Annotated in this window: 13 protein-coding genes; 3 read left to right on the forward strand and 10 right to left on the reverse strand. The window is 63.6% G+C overall.

Going from position 1 to position 17,131, the window contains the following annotated elements; all coding sequences use genetic code 11:
* Window positions 1–46 precede the first annotated feature (46 nt).
* Entirely contained in the window at window positions 47–1,255 is a 1,209-nt protein-coding gene (metK, locus tag H0274_RS10270; protein WP_226795243.1) for a methionine adenosyltransferase, read from the forward strand.
* A 795-nt stretch (window positions 1,256–2,050) separates the two neighbouring features.
* Here the strand turns inward: metK and H0274_RS10275 are convergent.
* The 5 genes from H0274_RS10275 to H0274_RS10295 form a co-directional block, all read right to left on the reverse strand.
* On the reverse strand, window positions 2,051–3,331 hold the full coding sequence (locus H0274_RS10275; RefSeq protein ID WP_226795244.1) for a spinster family MFS transporter: 1,281 nt from the start codon (window positions 3,329–3,331) through the stop codon (window positions 2,051–2,053).
* A gap of 85 nt (window positions 3,332–3,416) precedes the next feature.
* Entirely contained in the window at window positions 3,417–4,091 is a 675-nt protein-coding gene (locus H0274_RS10280) for a CoA transferase subunit B (protein WP_226795245.1), read from the reverse strand.
* A complete protein-coding gene (locus H0274_RS10285; protein WP_226795246.1) occupies window positions 4,088–4,960 on the reverse strand; it encodes an HAD family acid phosphatase in 873 nt (290 codons plus the stop codon). Before H0274_RS10285 ends, H0274_RS10280 begins: the two co-directional genes overlap by 4 nt.
* Window positions 4,960–5,667 carry a CoA transferase subunit A gene (locus tag H0274_RS10290; protein ID WP_226795247.1) on the reverse strand — a complete coding sequence of 236 codons (708 nt, stop codon included), beginning with the start codon at window positions 5,665–5,667 and terminating at the stop codon, window positions 4,960–4,962. The genes H0274_RS10285 and H0274_RS10290 overlap by 1 nt, the downstream gene beginning before the upstream one ends.
* A gap of 514 nt (window positions 5,668–6,181) precedes the next feature.
* Window positions 6,182–6,349 (reverse strand): hypothetical protein, encoded by a 168-nt coding sequence (locus tag H0274_RS10295; protein WP_226795248.1) that lies wholly within the window; start codon window positions 6,347–6,349, stop codon window positions 6,182–6,184.
* Between the two features lie 75 nt (window positions 6,350–6,424).
* Here H0274_RS10295 and H0274_RS10300 point away from each other — a divergent pair, with 75 nt between their 5' ends.
* Window positions 6,425–8,734 (forward strand): CDC48 family AAA ATPase, encoded by a 2,310-nt coding sequence (locus H0274_RS10300; RefSeq protein ID WP_226795249.1) that lies wholly within the window; start codon window positions 6,425–6,427, stop codon window positions 8,732–8,734.
* A 233-nt stretch (window positions 8,735–8,967) separates the two neighbouring features.
* On the opposite strand, the gene H0274_RS10305 is transcribed toward H0274_RS10300, so the two are convergent.
* Together H0274_RS10305 and polA are read right to left on the reverse strand one after the other, a co-directional pair.
* Window positions 8,968–9,999, reverse strand: a complete 1,032-nt coding sequence (locus H0274_RS10305; RefSeq protein WP_226795250.1) for a mechanosensitive ion channel family protein — start codon at window positions 9,997–9,999, stop codon at window positions 8,968–8,970.
* The gene (polA, locus tag H0274_RS10310; protein WP_226795251.1) at window positions 9,996–12,860 is read right to left on the reverse strand and encodes a DNA polymerase I; all 2,865 of its coding nucleotides are present in this window, start codon (window positions 12,858–12,860) and stop codon (window positions 9,996–9,998) included. Before polA ends, H0274_RS10305 begins: the two co-directional genes overlap by 4 nt.
* Window positions 12,861–13,134: 274 nt before the next feature.
* Between polA and H0274_RS10315 the strand changes: the two genes are divergently transcribed.
* The gene (locus tag H0274_RS10315) at window positions 13,135–13,362 is read left to right on the forward strand and encodes a hypothetical protein (RefSeq protein WP_226795252.1); all 228 of its coding nucleotides are present in this window, start codon (window positions 13,135–13,137) and stop codon (window positions 13,360–13,362) included.
* A 422-nt stretch (window positions 13,363–13,784) separates the two neighbouring features.
* Here the strand turns inward: H0274_RS10315 and bla are convergent, their stop codons facing one another.
* The 3 genes from bla to groES form a co-directional block, all read right to left on the reverse strand.
* Window positions 13,785–14,810: a class A beta-lactamase gene (bla, locus tag H0274_RS10320; protein ID WP_226795253.1), complete on the reverse strand. Its 1,026-nt coding sequence runs from the start codon at window positions 14,808–14,810 to the stop codon at window positions 13,785–13,787.
* A gap of 212 nt (window positions 14,811–15,022) precedes the next feature.
* Window positions 15,023–16,660: a chaperonin GroEL gene (groL, locus tag H0274_RS10325; protein ID WP_226795254.1), complete on the reverse strand. Its 1,638-nt coding sequence runs from the start codon at window positions 16,658–16,660 to the stop codon at window positions 15,023–15,025.
* 97 nt (window positions 16,661–16,757) lie between these two features.
* Window positions 16,758–17,045 carry a co-chaperone GroES gene (gene groES / locus H0274_RS10330; protein WP_226795255.1) on the reverse strand — a complete coding sequence of 96 codons (288 nt, stop codon included), beginning with the start codon at window positions 17,043–17,045 and terminating at the stop codon, window positions 16,758–16,760.
* Window positions 17,046–17,131 lie beyond the last annotated feature (86 nt).

Consider the following 17,131-nt stretch of genomic DNA (forward strand, 5'->3'; position numbering starts at 1 on the left):
GCCAAACGCTATCATCCCCTGTGGGCAACGGAGGGCATCTGCCTCAATGCGCGCCAATTATCTGTTCACTTCCGAAAGTGTCTCCGAAGGTCATCCTGACAAGGTGTCCGACCAGATTTCGGACGCGATCGTCGATCTGTTCCTGTCCAAGGATCCCGAAGCCCGCATCGCCTGCGAAACGCTGACCACGACCCAGCTCGTGGTGCTGGCGGGGGAGATTCGCTGCAAGGGCATCTATGAGAATGGCGAGTGGGCGCCCGGTGCTCTGGAGGAGATCGAAAGCACGGTTCGCAACACCGTGCGCGAGATCGGCTACGAGCAGGAAGGGTTCCACTGGAAGACCCTGCGCTTTGAAAACAATCTGCATGGCCAGTCCGCCCATATCGCGCAGGGCGTCGATGCTTCGGGCAACAAGGATGAGGGCGCGGGCGATCAGGGCATCATGTTCGGCTTCGCCTGCGATGAAACGCCCGACCTCATGCCCGCAACCCTTTATTACAGCCACAAGATCCTGGAACGCATGGCGGCCGACCGCCATTCCGGCGCGGCCCCCTTCCTGGAGCCCGATGCCAAGAGCCAGGTGACCCTGCGTTTCGAGAATGGCAAGCCGGCGGCCTGCACTGCCATCGTCGTTTCCACCCAGCATGCGCCGGGCTACGACAAGGGCGAGAAGGAAGCCGAACTGAAGTCCTATGTGAAGGGCGTGGTGGCCGATATCCTGCCTGCCGCGCTGCTTTCGGACGCGACCGAATATCACATCAACCCCACCGGCAGCTTTGAGATCGGCGGGCCGGATGGCGATGCGGGGCTGACCGGCCGCAAGATCATCGTGGATACTTATGGCGGCGCGGCCCCCCATGGCGGCGGCGCCTTCAGCGGCAAGGACCCCACCAAGGTGGACCGTTCGGCGGCCTATATCACCCGCTATCTGGCCAAGAACATCGTTGCCGCCGGGCTCGCCACGCGCTGCACCATCCAGCTGGCCTATGCCATCGGCGTGTCCAAGCCGCTGTCGCTCTATGTCGATACGCATGGCACGGGCAGCGTGGGCGACGACAAGATCGAGGAAGCGATCAAGGGTATCGAGAAGCTGGGCGGCCTCACCCCGCGCGGCATCCGCACCCATCTGGGCCTCAACAAGCCGATCTATCGCCGCACCGCTGCCTATGGCCATTTCGGCCGCAAGGCGGAAGGCGACTTCTTCCCCTGGGAAAAGACCGATCTGGTGGACGATCTCAAGGCCGCTCTGGCCTGAGGTTACGCCTCATCGGAATGAAAGAGGGCGGGGCCGCAAGGCTCCGCCTTTTTTGTTTTCGCCCCTCCCCTTTCGTCATTCCCACGAATGTTCCCAAATCCCGTTCATTACGGGGTTTGCGATTATCCCCCTCCTCGTCATTCCCACGAAAGTGGGAACCCAGTTCGACGGTTGCTGCTGGGTTCCCGCCTGCGCGGGAATGACGAAGGAGGAAAACACACCCCATCATCCGGCGGCGAGCCCGGACGTAACGCCGTGGGAAAAGCAGAGGAACCGCGCGGCCGGCAATGCGCCGGGGGCAGTACGGAAGGTTTATCTTGCGAATGGCTTTGGCGCCTGTTCCGCTGCGCGCCAAGGCTCGACCCTGTCCGGAGCGGCTGGGAAGCGCGGGCGGGCTCGCACGGGGCGCACTTCCATCGCGGCTGGTGCCGCGCCATATCCGATCCGGCGGCTGGACCGGCCTTGCGGGGCCTGTCCCTGACGCAAGAGCGCCGGCCGCGATGCGGGAGTGACATTTCCCTGCCGGAAAGCAGGGACACCCGCGAAGGAGGGGAGGGCAAGCCGGCCGAGCCGCCTCCCGGTTCCAGATCCTGTTTTGAGATGCAGGATGGGCGCGCATATAACCAAATGGGTTACAAATGTCAAGGAAGATATCATCCGGTAATCCGGTGAGCCCCTGCGCAGGCAGGGGCCCAGCATCCAGCACTCGGCCAGCACTCGGCGTCGCGTTCTGGACCCCGGCTTGCGCCGGGGATCGCGCATAGGCCGCGCTAAAGCAGCTCCAGCTCGATCTCCCTAAACCCGCCCCTCGCGCACCGCTTCCAGATCGCCGCGCAAATGGCGGGCAGCCAGCAGATAGTGGGCTGCGGCCCAGAGGTAGAACAGGGTGCCCCCTGCCATGGCCCAGGCCAGTGCCTTGCCCGGTTCCACGCCGTTCCCGGCAAAATTGTCGCTCAATCCGCCCACCACCAGCGGGCCGAGCCCCGCGCCGACGAGGCTGTAGAGCGCATTGAGCAGGGCGGATGCCGTGGCGCGCATGCGGGTGTGCATCATGTTCTGCAAGGTGCCGTAAGTGCTGCCCAGATAAGTATATTGGAACAGGGCCGCGATGGTCACCAGCACCAGCAGCGGCACCAGATCGGTCAGCGTGATGGCAAAGGCATAGAGCGGGAAGGCGATCAGCAGGCAGATGCCGGGGATCAGGCCATAGGCGGCGGGCCGGGCCGCGCCGAAACGGTCGGCCAGCCAGCCGCCCGCCAGTACGGAGATCGTCGCCGGGGCGCTGGCCAGCAGGCCCGCATAGAGCCCGGCTTCCACCAGCGAGAGATTGAAGCGGCGCATCATCAGCGCGGCGAAGAAGGCGTTGAGGCCGTATCCGACCAGAGAGGCCAGAGTGGAGCCGAACACCAGATGGCGCGCGGCCTTCAGCTTCCACAGGCGGCGCACAACATCCATGGTGGAAGGCACGGTTTCCGTGTCCCCCGTATCGTGCCTGCCGCGCGGCGGTTCCGCGATGAACAGGAAGACGAGGATGGACAGGATGATGCCGGGCACGGCGGCGGCGAGGAAGGCCATGCGCCAGCCATGGTCCTGCGCGATCCACGATCCGCCCGCCGATCCGATAAAGGCGCCGATGGGCGGGGACAGCAGCAGCACGGACATGGCCGTGGCGCGCTTGTTGGGCGGAAAGTAATCGGCCACGACCGACTGGTTGGCGGGCAGGCCCACCGCTTCGCCCACGCCCACGCCCACGCGGGCCAGCACCAGATGAATCCAGCTCGACACCATACCGCACAGGGCAGTGGCGATCGACCAGGCAAAGGTGCCGAAGGCGATCAGCGTGATCCGGTTGCGCCGTTCGGCCATGCGGGCCACGAAGATGCCCAGCGTGACGTTCAGCACCGCGAAGGCAAGGCCGGTCAGCAGGCCCATCTGCGTGTCGGACAGGCCGAATTCGGTCTTGATCGGCTCCACCAGCACGTTCAGCACGATGCGATCGATGAAGCCTACCGTGGCCACACCGGTCAGCAGGATCAGCGCGAGCCACGGAGAATCGCGGCGTGTTGCCAATTGCATGTCGGAAATTTCCCTCTTCCCCGAGATTTATCGGGGAAGAGGATAGACACTATTCGCGCCGGGCGTGCCAGCGCGAATCCGTGGTTCAGGTCACGTAATGCGCCGTGGTTTTCGCCGCGACTTCTTCCGCCGTAACGCCGGGGGCCAGCTCCATCAGGCGGAAGGGGCTGGCATGGTCGGGCCGCTGGAACACGGCCAGATCGGTAATCACCATGTCCACCACGTTCCTGCCGGTCAGCGGCAGAGTGCATTGGGGGATGAATTTGGGATCGCCGCTCTTGGAGACATGCTCCATCACCACGATGATCTTCTTCACGCCCGCAACGAGATCCATCGCCCCGCCCATGCCCTTCACCAGCTTGCCCGGGATCATCCAGTTGGCGATGTCGCCCCCTTCGGAAACTTCCATCGCGCCCAGTACGGTCAGGTCGATATGGCCGCCGCGGATCATGGCGAAGCTCTGGGCCGAATCGAAATAGGCCGATTGGGGCAATTCGCTGATGGTCTGCTTGCCGGCATTGATCAGATCGGGATCGACCTCGTCCTCATAGGGGAAGGGGCCGATGCCCAGCATGCCGTTTTCCGATTGCAGGGTTACTTCCACCCCGTCGGGTATGTGGTTGGCCACAAGGGTGGGAATGCCGATGCCGAGATTCACATAGAATCCGTCCTGCAATTCCTGCGCGGCGCGCATCGCCATCTGGTCGCGGTTCCAGCCCCCGGTAGCGTTCTTGGGGGTCAGGCCGTCATGAATGGTCATGGTTGCTTTCCTTCGGAAAAGGTCCAGCGCAGGGAAGCGTCCGGGAATACGGTATCGAGATCGCCCACCACGCCCTTGCCGTAAACCGGGTTGGGCAGCACGAACCAGCCCTGGCCCCACAGATTGGCAATTGCGGGCGCGGCAGTGGTTGCGCGGCGCGCGTGGATGTCCATCGGCTTGGGGCTGAACAGGTCGGAGAAATCGCCCAGCTGGTCCCCGCCCATGGCCACGACGCACCAGGTTTGCGCGATGGCGGCACGGCGAGGGTCCTTATGGCCGCTGCCATCGGCATCGGTGAACAGATCGCGGCCCGGAACCGGCCTGGGGAAGCCCGCGAATTCGATGGCCCGCGCGGTTTCTTCCGCATGGGCGGAAGTGCGGTTGGTGTTGTAGATCACCGTAATGCCCGCCGCGCTCAGCTTCGCGGCCGCTTCCAGCGCGCCGGGCACGGCGGCCACCTTGTCGAACCCGGTCTTTTCCCAATTCTCCCACGCCTTGAAGGAGAAGGTGGAGCCGGCGGGGCGGCCCGCGTCCCAATATTCGAAGCCGATATTGAGCAGCATCGTCTCGTCGACGTCGAATACGGCGGCCAGCGGCTTGTCTCCGCAAGCTTCAAAGGCCGGGTTCTCCAGCGTGGAGCCGGGGGCGAGCACGGTCTGGACCAGCGGCAGGCCCGCCTCGCGCTGGGCCTTGCGGGCCATGGCAAGGCTCACCACGCCATTGAAGGCCTGACGGCTGATCGCCGCGCCTTCGGCAGAGCCATAGAGGAACTGGAAGCCCTTGGACGCATCCTGCGCCGATGCGGGCGCGGCAAGGGCGATGGCGGCCAGCGAAGCGGAGAGCAGACCCCGCGCAATTGCACCGCGCATCAGGCCGCTTCCCTTTCGCGGACAGTGCGGAACTCGATCTTCTTGTCGTAGGGCGCGCCCACGATCATGCGCTGCACATAGACGCCGGGCAAGTGGATCGCGTCGGGATCGAGCGATCCGGCGGGCACCACTTCTTCCACTTCCACCACGCAGACCTTGCCGCAGGTGGCGGCGGGCAGGTTGAAATTGCGCGCCGTCTTGCGGAACTGGAGGTTGCCCGTCTCGTCCGCCCGCCATGCCTTGACGATGGCAAGATCGGCAAAGATCCCGCGCTCGAGGATATATTCCTCCCCGTCGAAGATCTTGCTCTCCTTGCCCTCCGCCACGGCAGTGCCGACGCCGGTCTTGGTATAGAAGCCGGGAATGCCCGCGCCGCCTGCGCGCATACGCTCCGCCAGGGTGCCTTGCGGGCAGAATTCCACTTCCAGTTCGCCCGCCAGATATTGCCGCTCGAACTCCTTGTTCTCCCCGACATAGGAACTGATCATCCTGGCGACCTGCTTCGTGCGCAGCAGCTTGCCGATGCCCTCATTATCGATCCCGGCATTGTTGCTGGCGAAAGTGAGGTTCTTCACTCCGCTTGCCTGAATTGCATCCAGCAGCCGCTCGGGAATGCCGCACAGGCCGAAGCCGCCCGCGGCAATCAGCATGCCGTCCTTGAGCAGCCCGTCCAGCGCCGTGGCCGCATCGGGATAAAGCTTGTTCAATCGAATCTCCTGACCAGAAGCGCGCGTGGCGCTGCCCGGGGGCGATCCTGCTGCGATGCAATATACTTTGCAATGGTGCATGTGACGCAAGGCGGAGGCGGGCGCCGGCGGTTGAACACTAGGTGCCGTTTTGTGCAAATCATCCCGCCCCGCCCCATCCCGCGCCCCATTTGGAGAGTGAAGTGCAGGTTTTCGAATCCTAGGGTGCAGCGCAGCGATGCCGGCGTGCCGGATGGGCGATTGCCGGGTGATTCGGAGCTGATTCGCAGGTCTCTGCTTTCCTTGCCGGAAACAAAGACCTGCTTTCCGTAACGGAAACCTCTTATGCTGCAATGCAGCATAGCTATTTGCGATATTCAACATCAGGTGAGCCGAACCGGCGGCCCGAGCCTGAACGGGAGATTAAAACTGGCGGTTTTGCGTGCGTGTCAATCTATGTTGCGTTTCATGCAACAACCCTTGACCTTTTCGCACTTGCACAAAACACCCCCCCGGAGCATATCAAAATGGCCTTTCAGGCATCCTCTCCCAAAACTTCCATGGCCCGGCCGGCAACGGTCGGGCCTTTTTTCTTACCTGCTTTCACCGGGCAGATAAGCCGCGCATTCGCGGCCTGCGCGCGTGGCTTCCCGCTCGCCACGGCCTCTGTCCGGACTGCCAGCGCGCCCATCAGCGTTTGCAATCGGCGCACTCCATTCCTAGCTTCTTCCTGACACTCACTGCGGCCCGGTCCCGGGCCCGAAAGGACAGGAAACTCATGGCAGAAGCGGACGCCGCGACTTTGGACCAGGGCACGGTCCGGCTGCAGGTGGCCAATGCGCGGCAGGAAGAATCCGGCCACGGCATTGCCCGCATTCCCCGATCGGCTTTCTCCCGCCTCGGCATTACCGAAGGCGATGTGGTGGAAATCACCGGCAAGCGATCCACCGCCGCCATCGCTGTGCCCGCTTATGAGGAAGATCAGGGAATCGACATGATTCGCCTCGACGGCCTCCAGCGCGGCAATGCCGAAACGGGATCGGGCGAGCATGTTTCCATTCGCAAGGCCGAATCGCGCCCCGCCACGCGCGTGGTCTTTGCCCCTGCCCAGCGCGAAATCCGCCTGCAGGGCCCCAGCCAGGCACTGAAGCGCAATTTCTTCCGCAAGCCGCTGGTCGCGGGCGATCTGGTCGCCACGGCCGGGCAACAGCCGGTGCGCGACGTGCCGCCCGAAGTGATGCGCATGTTCAATGCGCCCGCCTATGCGCTCACGCAGATCCGCCTCACCGTAGTGTCCACCGCGCCCAAGGGCATCGTCCATATTGACGAGAATACGGAGGTGGAGCTGCGCCCCGAATTCGAGGAACCGCGCGACGGGCGCGGTTCGGTCAATTACGACGATGTCGGCGGCATGGGCGATACGATCCGCCAGTTGCAGGAAATGGTGGAGCTGCCGCTGCGCTATCCTGAACTGTTCCGCCGCCTGGGTGTCGATCCGCCCAAGGGCGTGCTGCTGCACGGCCCGCCGGGAACCGGCAAGACGCGGCTGGCCCAGGCCGTCGCCAATGAAAGCGAGGCGGAATTCTTCATCATCAACGGGCCCGAGATCATGGGTTCGGCCTATGGCGAATCCGAAAAGCGCCTGCGCGAAGTATTTGAGGAGGCGACCCGCATGGCGCCTTCCATCGTCTTCATCGACGAGATCGATTCGATCGCGCCGAAGCGCAGCGAGGTCCATGGCGAAGCGGAAAAGCGGCTGGTCGCCCAGTTGCTGACCCTGATGGACGGGCTGGACAAGCGCGCCAACCTCGTCGTCATCGGCGCCACCAACCGGCCCGATGCGATTGACGAGGCCCTGCGCCGCCCCGGCCGTTTCGACCGCGAGATCGTGATCGGCGTGCCTGACGAGAAGGGCCGGCGCGAGATCATCTCCATCCACACCCGCGGCATGCCGCTGGGTGAGGGGGTCGATCTGGCGGAACTGGCCCGCATCACCCATGGTTTCGTCGGCGCGGACCTTGCCGCTCTGGCACGGGAAGCAGCGATCGAAGCCGTGCGCCGGATCATGCCCAAGCTCGATCTGGAAGCGCAGACCATCCCCAACGAAGTGCTGGAGGAACTCTGCGTCGAACGCTCCGACTTCGTCGAGGCGCTCAAGCGGGTGCAACCCAGCGCCATGCGCGAAGTCATGGTGCAGGCCCCCGATGTCGGCTGGAGCGATGTCGGCGGGCTGGGCGAGGCTCAGGAGAAGCTGAAGGAAGGCGTGGAACTGCCCCTGCGCAATCCGCAGGCCTTCCACCGGCTGGGCATCCGCGCGGCCAAGGGCTTCCTGCTCTACGGCCCGCCGGGAACCGGCAAGACGCTGCTGGCCAAGGCCGTTGCCAAGGAAGCGGAGGCGAATTTCATCTCGATCAAGTCGAGCGACCTCCTGTCCAAATGGTATGGCGAAAGCGAGCAGCAGATCAGCCGGTTGTTCGCCCGTGCCCGCCAGGTCGCGCCCTGCGTGCTGTTCATTGACGAGATCGACAGCCTCGTGCCCGCACGCGGCACCAGCGGGAACGAACCGCAGGTGACGGCGCGGGTGGTGAACACGATCCTCGCCGAAATGGACGGGATGGAGGAATTGCAGTCCATCGTGGTGATCGGCGCGACCAACCGCCCGGGGCTGGTCGATCCGGCGCTGCTGCGGCCCGGCCGGTTTGACGAGCTGGTCTATGTCGGCACGCCGGACGAGGCTGGCCGCGCGCATATCCTCAAGATCCATACGCGCGACATGCCGCTGGCACAGGATGTCGATCTGACGGCGATTGCCAAAAAGACCGACCGCTTCACCGGCGCGGATCTGGAAGATGTCGTCCGCCGCGCGGGCCTCGTCGCCATCCGCCGCGCCGGGGTGGAGGTGCAGACCGTCAGCGCTGCCGATTTCGACGAAGCCCTGAAGGATTCGCGCGCCACGGTGACGCCGGAAATGGAAGCCGAATATCAGAAGATGAAGGGCGAGTTGAAAAAGCGCGCCGCTGAAATCCAGCCGATCGGCTTCATCCATGAAGGCATGGTGGAATCCACCCGCAGCCGGAAACACGATTGATCAAGGGCTCCCGCCTCTCCTCTCAGGGGGAGGGGCGGGGTGCCTTATCCATCATCGCAAAACTAAACCCGTTCGTCCTGAGCCTGTCGAAGGACGCGCGCTGCCACCAGCCCGAAGCGTCTAGGTTCTGACCTCATGCGGATTGGTAGCGCTGGATTGCTCCAAGACCTTCCGTTTCGCGTGTCCTTCGACAGGCTCAGGATGAGCGGTGTTGGAAGGGGGAACGGGACTAGCTACCCCTTCAACGCCTCGGGCATATTCTCCCGCAGCCATTCGATCATGGCCTCGCGCATGTCGAGGCGCAGGCGGGCGAGGTCACCGGCATTCTTCGCGCTGACCACCAGTTTCAGTTGCACGCCATCGATGGTCACGTCCGCCACTTGCAATTCGCCGGTGCGCCTGTCCCATTGCGGGCGCTGGGCGAGGGCGGCGAGGAAGGCTTCGCGCATCGGGGCGATGGCATGGCCCGAGGCAATGGGCAGCACCACCGATCCGGTCAGCCCGCCTGAAACGCGGGTCCAGTTCTGGAAGCTGGTGTCGAGGAATTTGGAAGTCGGCACGATCAGGCGGCGCTCGTCCGCCGTGCGGATCACGACATAGGTCAGGCGGATATCCTCCACCCGGCCGGTCTCATGCTCCACCACCACCAGATCGCCGATGCGGATTGGCTCGGTCAGGGCCATCTGCATTCCTGCGATCAGCGATTTGAGCGCGGGCTGGGCCGCGGCGCCCACGGTAAGGCCGGCAAGGCCCGCCGACGCCATCAAGGTGACGCCCACATTGCGCACGCCGGGGATGCCCAGCAGCATCAGTGCCACGGTGACGAAGACGATCACGAAGCCCGCCGTGCGGGAGAAGATCGCGATGCGCGTGCGGCGGCTGCGCGCGGTCTGGTCGTCGGCGGAAAGCTCTGCCCGGCTGTCCATCGCCAGAGCGAAGGCCTTGATCAGCGAAAAGGCCACCCAGCCGAGCAAGGCAGGCACCACGAAGCGGGCTACGCTGTCCCAGAGATGGGCCAGGGTGGGTTGGGCCTCCGCCGCGATGGACAGGCCGACCGCCATCAACGACCAGCGCAGCGGCTGGCGCAGCCGCTCCAGCACCAGCTCGTCGGACTTCATCTGCGACAGGCGCGTGATTCGTCCGGCGATGGCGAAGATGAGGAAATGGAGCGCCAGCGCAATGGCCACCGCAATTCCGGCGACGATGGCCGCGCCCGTGGCTTCCTGAGCCAGCAGATGCAGATCGCCGCCGAAGATCGGGCTCAATGCGCCTCTCCCCAATTGGCGCCGGTGCCGATCTCTATGCCCAGCGGCACGTCCAGCTTGACGCAAGGCCCGGCGGCTTCGGCCATCACCCTTTCGATGATCGGAGCGGCGGCGGCGGCATCCCCTTCGGGCAGTTCGAACACCAGTTCGTCATGCACTTGCAGCAGCATCCGCACATGGCCCAGCCCGGCTTCGCGCAGGGTGGGCATCATGCGGGCCATGGCGCGCTTGATGATGTCGGCGCTGGTGCCCTGAATGGGTGCGTTGATCGCGGCGCGCTCGCTGCCTGCGCGTTCGGCCTGATTGGCGGAACGGATGCGCGGGAACCACGTCTTGCGGCCGAACAGGGTTTCGGAATAGCCACGCTCCCGCACGCTCTCCAGCGTTTCGTGGATATAGCGCTGGATGCCGGGGAACCGCTCGAAATAGCGGTCGATCATCGCCTGCGCCTCATCGGCAGGAACGCCCAGCCTCGTGCCCAGGCCCCAGCGCGAAATGCCGTAGAGGATGGCGAAGTTGATCGTCTTGGCGCGGGCGCGCGTATCCCGGTCCACATGGCCGAACATTTCATTCGCGGTGCGCGCGTGAATATCCTCGCCCCTTGCGAAGGCCTCCTTCAGCGCAGGGACATCCGCCATATGGGCGGCCAGCCGCAGCTCGATCTGGCTATAGTCGGCGGCCAGCAGGACATTGCCCGGCTCCGCCACGAAGGCCTTGCGGATCTCGCGCCCGATTTCGGTGCGGATCGGGATGTTCTGCAGATTGGGATCGGTGGAGGAAAGCCGCCCGGTCTGCGCGCCTACCAGGCTGTAGCTGGTGTGGACGCGGCCCGTATCGGGATTGATCGCGGCCTGTAGTGCATCGGTATAGGTGCTTTTCAGCTTGGCCAGCTGGCGCCAGTCCAGCACCTTGCCGGCGATCGGCACTCCAGAACCTGCCAGCCCTTCCAGCACGGACTGGTCGGTGGAATATTGCCCGCTCTTGCCCTTCTTGCCGCCCTTGTGGCCCATCTTGTCGAACAGGATGCGGCCCAGCTGCTGCGGGCTGCCGATAGTGAAGGCCTCGCCCGCCAGCTCGTGGATCTCCTTTTCCAGCGCGCCCAGCTGCTCGGCGAACTCGCCGGAAAGGCGGGCGAGCTGCTCGCGGTCCACTCGGATGCCATTCCGCTCCATCTCGGCCACCACGGGGATCAGCGGGCGGTCCACCCGCTCATAGATGCGCGTGCCGCTTTCCTGCGCCAGGCGGGGCTTCAGCAGCTTCCACAGGCGCCAGGTGCAATCGGCATCCTCGGCCGCATATTCGGTGGCGCGGTCCAGCGGCACTTCGGCAAAGGAGATCGCCTTCTTGCCGGTGCCGCAGACATCCTTGAAGGCCAGTGTCGTATGGCTGAAATGGCGCTGGGAAAGTTCGTCCATCCCGTGCCCGCCGCCAATACCGTCCAGCGCGCGGCCCGCATCCAGGGCGAAGCTGATGATCATCGTATCGTCGATCGGCGCCACGGCGATACCGTACCGCGCGAGGATGTTGAGGTCATATTTGATGTTCTGGCCGACCTTCAGCACCGCATCGCTTTCCAGCAGCGGTTTGAGCAGGGCGAGGGCAGGCTTCAGATCGACCTGATCGGCGCGTTCGGCAAACATGTCCGTCCCGCCATGGCCCAGCGGGATATAGCACGCATCGTTCGGCCCCAGCGCCATGCTGACGCCCACCAGATCGGCGCGCATCGCGTCCAGCGCGCTGGTTTCCGTATCGATGGCGACCACGCGGGCATCGCGGGCGCGGGCGATCCAGCCCTCCAGCGCCTCCAGCGTCTGCACGGTGACATAGGCGGAACGGTCCACCGGGGGCATTTCCGGCGGCGGCTGGTGATTGCCCCCGGCAGAGGCGGCCTCGCCCTTGCGCTCGGCCTTGGCGGGGTTCAGCTGGGTCTTGCGTTCCGGGCTGCCGCGCCCGTCGCCCAGCCGCTTGAGCAGGCTGATGAAGCCGTGCTTCTCAAGGAAGGTGGCCAGCGGCTCTTTCGGAATCTCGCCCAGCTCGAAAGCGTCCAGCGGCAGGGGCAGGGGGCAATCCTGCTTCAGTTCCACCAGTTCGCGGCTGAGACGGGCCATGGCCACGCCTTCCAGCAGGCGCTCACGCAGCTTGGAAGGCTTCATCCCCTCCGCCGCAGCCAGCGCCCCTTCCAGATCGCCATGTTCCTGGATCAGCTTGGTGGCGGTTTTGGGCCCGATGCCGAAAATGCCGGGAACATTGTCCACCGAATCGCCCATCAGGGCCAGCACGTCGCCTACCTTCTCGGGCGGCACGCCGAATTTTTCCTCTACTTCGGGAATATGGATGCGCTGGTTCTTCATCGTATCCAGCATGTCGATTTCCGCACCCGTCACCGGGTCGGGGCCGACCAGCTGCATCAGATCCTTGTCGGAGGATACGATAGTGACGTCCCATCCCTGCCGGGTGGCCTCCCGTGCATAGGATGCGATCAGATCGTCCGCCTCGAATCCTTCCTCCTCGATGCAGGGCAGGCTGAAGGCGCGCGTCGCGTCGCGAATCAAGGGGAACTGGGGGACCAGGTCTTCCGGTGCCGGCGGACGATTCGCCTTGTAATGTTCATAGAGATCGTTGCGAAACGATGTGCCCGACTTGTCGAGAATCACAGCAAGATGCGTCGGACCGTCCGCTTTGTGCAGATCGTCGGCAAGTTTCCACAGCATCGTGGTGTAGCCGTAAACCGCGCCGACCGGTGTCCCTTGCGGGTCCGTCAGCGGAGGCAGGCGGTGATAGGCGCGGAAGATGTAAGACGAACCGTCTACGAGGTAGAGATGCCGCTTTGGCTCGGTTTGGGCTGGCGTTTGGGCTGACATGGCCCGGTGGTAGCAGCGTGCCGGAGCTTGGTCAGCCTGATTCGTTGGCCATTGTGCGGCGGGAAAAATCTGTCATGAATTGGACGTATTCCGGCGGCAGAAGGGGTGCTGAAAGCGTTCGGGAACCCCCCGACACTTCGCGCTTGCAGCTAACATGCTTGCATCCCCCTGATTTGGACATTATTTGTCCCCCCCGAAGTCTGCTTGAGACGGCAGGCTTTGCGTGCGGCAGCTTGCCGTGCGTAGTCTACTCGCTGTTCAAGGATTACTATTCATGCGCAAGATCATTCTCGCCGCTGCCGCTGCCGGCGCTGCTCTGACCCTCGCCGCTTGCAAGTCGGAAGCCACCGAAGAAGCCACCGAAGAACCGGCAATGGAAGAAGCCACCGACGCTTCGGCCGCTGCTACCGACGCTTCGGCTGCTGCTACCGACGCTTCGGCTGCTGCTACCGATGCTTCGGCTGCTGCCACCGACGCTTCGTCGGCTGCTGCTACCGAGTAATTTCGGGCACATACCGAACAAGAGGGGCGTGGCCGCAAGGCCGCGCCCTTTTTGTTTGGCGATTGTGTCGCTTGCGAACGCGATGCGAGAGGTGGTCGATAAGGCTTCCACAATCGTCACCCTGAACTTGGTTCAGCGCCCATTTCTCCTGACCGAGCTGCTGTTTGTGGGGAGAGATGGATGCTGAACCAGGTTCAGCATGACGACAGGTGCTGGCCAAGGGCTCGCCACATCGTGTCTTTGCAAGCGATGCAATCGCCGATCCCGATTGAATTGCTGTGCAGGGATAATCTGGCAGTTATTTCAGAATCTTACGTGCCGTGCAAAGGCGCACCTCTTCCCGGTGGGATCGCACGCGTGACCAGCGCGATTGCCGCCTCTGGGCAGCTCGCGTCGGAAGATTTTACTTCAGATTGGAAGTATCAGTTCGCGCCGCCGGAGCCATAGCTCCGGGCGCTGAGCTGCACGCGGCGCGGCTCGGAGAAGCCGTCATAAAGGGCGCGGGCAATGGTGGCGATCCGGTCGATCCGGTAACCCCGGTTCATCCCGCCGCCGGTGACATAGATCGCCACGGCGATGGAATGTCCGTCGGGTGCAGTGATGATGCCGACATCGCTGGACGTGTTGTAGAGCGATCCGGTCTTGTGGGCCACCCGCACATCGGAAGGCATCTGGCCCTTGATACGATTGGGGCCGGTCCTGCAATTCAGCATGGTGGTGATCAGCAGATCGCGGCTTTCCTTGCTCAGCCAGCGGCCTTCATGCAGCCCCTGCAACAGCCGGACCATGGCCAGCGGAGTGGCTGAATCGCGCGGATCGATATAGAGCGAGGGATCGAATTCCATTTCATCGCGCACCAGCGTGGCGATGTCGCGGTCGAGGCTGAAACCGTCAATCCCGGCGCGCTTGACCCATTCGTTCACCGCGCGCGGACCACCGATCACGGCCAGCAGCCCGTCCGTCGCCTGATTGTTGCTGTGAACCAGCATCAGGTCGATCAGCTCGCGCGCGGGCAGCATCCGGCCTGCCTTCACCGGCGCGACCTTGGTGGAGAGCTTCTGCGAAGGCAGCGGCACCATCAACGGGAATTTGTCGTCCAGCTTCCAGCGGCCCTTGTCCACGCCTTCCAGGAAGGCGGCGGCGATGGCGATCTTGCTGGTGCTGGCCATGGGGAAGCGCTGGCTGCCCAGCACTGAAACCTGCTCACCCGTGGTGAGATCCACCGCGGCGACGCCGATGCGGCCATTCGTGCCGTCGGCCAGCTTGGCGACATATTGTTCGAGCGGAGAAGCAGCTTCGCGCTGGAATACGCGCGGGGCGCGGATTTCCGTTCCGAAGGTCTTGTCGAAGGCAGCTTCGAAGTTTTCGGCACCGGCCTGGACAGGCACGAGAGCGGCCACACCCAGTGCGAGCGCCGTGAAAACCCGTCCTAACCTGCCAATCTTCATGCGTCTAAAATGCCCCGAACAAGCTTGGGAAAGCATTAATCACGCTTTTTCGCTTTGTAATCAAGTGGTCGATGAAACGACTCGTCTCATCGGACGAGTGGAGTGTTTTGGGCGCCTCGCAGCGGAAAACTAGGGGCTGCATGCCAGTGGCAGCAAAAGGGCCGGGGAATCGCTTCCCCGGCCCTTCCTGTCTTTTGCGAAGACGCGTGGGCTTAGAAGCCCATGCCGCCCATGCCGCCCATGTCGGGCATTGCCGGGGCCGGCTTGTCTTCCGGCAGTTCGCTGATCGCCGCTTCGGTGGTGATCAGCAGGCCGGCGACCGAAGCCGCATCCTGCAGAGCCGTGCGGACGACCTTGGTCGGATCGACCACGCCGGCCTTCACGAGGTCTTCATAGACGTCGGTCTGGGCGTTGAAGCCGAGGTTTTCGTCATTGCCGTCCAGCAGCTTGCCCGAAATCACCGCGCCGTCATGGCCGGCGTTCTCGGCGATCTGGCGAACCGGTGCATAGAGCGCCTTGCGGACGATATCGATGCCGCGGGTCTGGTCGTCATTCGCGCCGGCCAAGCCTTCGAGAGCCTTGGTGGCGTAGAGCAGAGCCGTACCGCCGCCGGGGACGATGCCTTCTTCAACCGCAGCGCGGGTCGCGTGGAGAGCGTCATCGACGCGGTCCTTGCGTTCCTTCACTTCGACTTCCGAAGCGCCGCCGACCTTGATCACGGCAACACCGCCAGCCAGCTTGGCCAGACGTTCCTGCAGCTTTTCACGGTCGTAATCGCTGGTGGTGACTTCGATCTGGGCGCGGATCTGTTCGACACGGGCCTTGATCTCGTCGGCATTGCCGGCGCCATCGACGATGGTGGTATTGTCCTTGTCGATGGTGACCTTCTTGGCCTGGCCGAGCATTCCAACGGTCACGCTTTCCAGCTTGATGCCCAGGTCTTCGCTGATCATTTCACCGGCGGTGAGGATCGCGATGTCCTGCAGCATGGCCTTGCGGCGATCGCCGAAGCCCGGAGCCTTGACGGCAGCAACCTTCAGGCCGCCACGCAGCTTGTTGACCACCAGCGTTGCCAGCGCTTCGCCTTCGATGTCCTCGGCAATGATGAGGAGCGGGCGGCCCGACTGCACGACCGCTTCGAGGATCGGCAGCATGGACTGGAGGTTGGAGAGCTTCTTCTCGTGGATCAGGATATAGGGATTATCCAGTTCCACGGTCATCTTCTCGGGGTTGGTCACGAAATAGGGCGACAGATAGCCGCGGTCGAACTGCATGCCTTCAACGACATCGAGTTCGAATTCGAGGCCCTTGGCCTCTTCCACGGTGATCACGCCTTCCTTGCCGACCTTGTCCATCGCTTCCGCGATCTTCTGGCCGACTTCGGTGTCGCCATTGGCCGAGATGATGCCGACCTGGGCAACTTCCTGCGAACCGGTCACGGCCTTGGAACGCGACTGGAGGTTCGCGATCACCTTGCCGACGGCCAGATCGATGCCGCGCTTCAGGTCCATCGGGTTCATGCCGGCGGCAACCGACTTCATGCCTTCGCGCACGATGGCCTGGGCCAGCACGGTGGCAGTGGTGGTGCCGTCACCGGCGAGGTCGTTCGTCTTCGAAGCGACTTCGCGCAGCATCTGGGCGCCCATGTTCTCGAACTTGTCCTTCAGTTCGATTTCCTTGGCGACCGAAACACCGTCCTTGGTGATGCGGGGAGCGCCGAAGCTCTTGTCGATCACGACGTTGCGGCCCTTGGGGCCCAGCGTGACCTTCACAGCGTTGGCGAGCGTGTCGACGCCCTTGAGGATGCGTTCGCGCGCGTCGCGCGAAAATTTCACGTCCTTGGCAGCCATTGTTCAATTCCTCTTGTTTCTCGTGAGTCCCTGCAAAGGCAGGGATCTTCCACATGAACGCATAAGGCCCCTGCCTGCGCAGGGGCTCACGACATGGTCAGGCGATAACGCCCAGAATGTCGCTTTCCTTCATGATCAGCAGATCCTGGCCGTCGACCTTCACTTCGGTGCCGGACCACTTGCCGAACAGCACGCGATCGCCAGCCTTGACGTCGAGCGGGGTGATGGTGCCGTTTTCGGCGCGAGCGCCCGAACCAACGGCGACGATTTCGCCCTCGCTCGGCTTTTCCTTGGCGCTATCGGGGATGATGATGCCGCCAGCCGTCTTTTCTTCGGCTTCGATACGGCGGACCAGCACGCGGTCGTGCAGCGGACGGAATGCCATGGTGATGACCTCTTCCAAAAAATTGATAACAGCGTTGGCACTCTTACCATGAGAGTGCCAGCGTCCCGCATATGGGTCTGCCGCAA

Origin of the sequence: Fulverythrobacter ferritrahens (assembly GCF_020539485.1) — a bacterium.
GTDB classification, from domain to species: domain Bacteria; phylum Pseudomonadota; class Alphaproteobacteria; order Sphingomonadales; family Sphingomonadaceae; genus Andeanibacterium; species Andeanibacterium ferritrahens.